This is a genomic window from Dietzia sp. SLG310A2-38A2, from assembly GCF_014145095.1.
In the GTDB taxonomy this organism is placed as follows: domain Bacteria; phylum Actinomycetota; class Actinomycetes; order Mycobacteriales; family Mycobacteriaceae; genus Dietzia.
Genome location: NZ_JAALDX010000490.1, coordinates 1 through 2,182 on the forward strand (window position 1 = coordinate 1; position 2,182 = coordinate 2,182).

Sequence of the window (2,182 nt, forward strand, 5' to 3'; positions counted from 1 at the left end):
ACGCCGGCGGGTACGTGGTGGGTACGCCCGACCGAGCCGTCCTGCGGGCCGTCCAGACGCCGCAGGGTTTCGCGCCCGAGGTGCTGCTCGCCGCCTACGACGCGGCCGGGGACGTGGCCACCGACGACGCCGGGCTGGTCGAGCGGCTGGGTAGGCGGGTCGCGACCGTCGCCGGAGACGTACTGTCGTTCAAGATCACCACGGCATCGGATCACGTCCGTGCCCTGGAGGAAGTCCGTGCTCTGCAGGAAGTCGGTGCCCTGCAGGAAGTCGGGACATGCGAGAACCCTGAGGAGGATCCGTGACCGGACCCGTGATCCCGCGCGTCGGGATCGGCACCGACGCCCATCAGGTGCAGCCCGGCAAGCGATGCATGATGGCCTGTCTGCATTTCCCGGACGACCACGGGTGCGAGGGGCACTCCGACGGCGACGTGGTGGCCCACGCCCTGGTCGACGCGCTCCTGTCCGCAGCCGGTCTCGGTGACCTCGGCACCCTGGTCGGCACCGGCCGCCCCGAGTACGACGACGTCTCGGGGGAACGGCTCCTCCGCGAGGCGGTGGCGGAACTCACCGGGCACGGGTGGGCGATCGGGAACGCCGCCGTGCAGATGGTGGGCAATCGCCCCAAGATGGGCCCGCGGCGGGTCGAGGCGGAGGAGGCGCTGTCAGCGATCATCGGCGCCCCGGTCTCCGTGTCGGCCACCACGACCGACGGGATGGGCTTCACCGGTCGTGGCGAGGGGGTCTCCGCCGTGGCGACGGCTCTGGTGTTCCGGAGCTGACGAAGCGGGCGCGAGGGTGCGTCACCGGTAGACTCGCTCCCCGTGACGCTCCATCTGTACGACACCGCCACCCGCTCCCTCCGGGAGTTCACCCCAGTCCGGGAGGGGCACGCGTCCGTCTACCTCTGTGGAGCCACCCCGCAGTCCGTGCCGCACATCGGCCACGTCCGGTCCGGGGTCGCCTTCGACGTCCTGCGCCGCTGGCTGCTGGCGACGGGTTACGACGTGGCATTCGTCCGCAACGTCACCGACATCGACGACAAGATCCTCACCAAGGCCGCCGAGAACGGCCGACCGTGGTGGGAATGGGTCGCCACGCACGAGCGTGAGTTCACCAGGGCCTATGACGCCCTCGGGGTCCTGCCGCCGTCCACGGAGCCGCGGGCGACCGGGCACGTCACGCAGATGATCGACTACATGGAGCGGCTCATCGAGCGCGGGTTCGCCTACCCGGCCGAGGGCAGCGTCTACTTCGACGTGGCCGCCTGGTCGACCGCACCGGAGGGCGACTACGGCCACCTCTCGGGACACCGCCTCGACGAGGTCGACCAGGGTGAGGCGGCGGACCTGCGCGGTAAGCGCGACTCGCGTGATTTCGCGCTGTGGAAGGCGGCCAAGCCGGGCGAGCCCAGCTGGCCCACCCCGTGGGGCGAGGGCCGTCCGGGCTGGCACCTCGAGTGCTCGGCCATGGCGACCTGGTACCTCGGTGGGACCTTCGACATCCACGGCGGCGGTCTGGACCTGCAGTTCCCGCACCACGAGAACGAGGCCGCGCAGTCCCACGCGGCCGGCGACGGCTTCGCCCGGTACTGGCTGCACAACGGGTGGGTCACCATGGCGGGGGAGAAGATGAGCAAGTCGCTGGGGAACGTGCTCAGCGTGCCCAACATCCTCACCGCGGTGCGGCCCGTCGAGCTGCGCTACTACCTCGGCAGCGCCCACTACCGGTCGATGCTCGAGTACTCGCCGGAGGCGCTGCAGGAAGCGGCCGCCGGATACCGGAGGATCGAGGCGTTCGTGCGGCGCGTGGCCGAGGCCGGCGTCGAGGTGCCCGTGGGTGACTGGACCGACGGGTTCGCCGCGGCGATGAACGACGATCTCGGGGTCCCCGCCGCCCTGGCGGAGATCCACGGCCGGGTGCGCGAAGGGAACACCGCCCTGGCGTCCGGCGACCTCGACGCGGCGCTGACCGCCGCGTCGGCCGTCCGGGCCATGACGGCGGTGGTGGGGGTCGATCCCCTCGATCCCCACTGGGTGGCCGACGGTGGCGGGGACGACGTCGCAACCACAGCACTCGACTCGCTCGTGCGGGCAGAACTCGAGGCGCGCGACCACGCGCGCCAGACCAAGGACTTCGCCACCGCCGACGCCATCAGGGACCGCCTGGTGGCGGCCGGA

Annotated in this window: 3 protein-coding genes; all 3 read left to right on the forward strand. The window is 71.6% G+C overall.

Annotated elements, in window-relative coordinates:
* Positions 1 to 305 (forward strand): 2-C-methyl-D-erythritol 4-phosphate cytidylyltransferase (locus tag G6027_RS15860; RefSeq protein WP_182638006.1); only part of this gene is annotated, 305 nt, incomplete at its 5' end.
* Positions 302 to 784, forward strand: coding sequence for a 2-C-methyl-D-erythritol 2,4-cyclodiphosphate synthase (ispF, locus tag G6027_RS15865; RefSeq protein ID WP_182638007.1), 483 nt, complete (start codon positions 302 to 304; stop codon positions 782 to 784). The genes G6027_RS15860 and ispF, both read left to right, overlap by 4 nt.
* Before the next feature lie 42 nt (positions 785 to 826).
* Positions 827 to 2,182 (forward strand): cysteine--tRNA ligase (gene cysS / locus G6027_RS15870; RefSeq protein WP_182638008.1); only part of this gene is annotated, 1,356 nt, incomplete at its 3' end.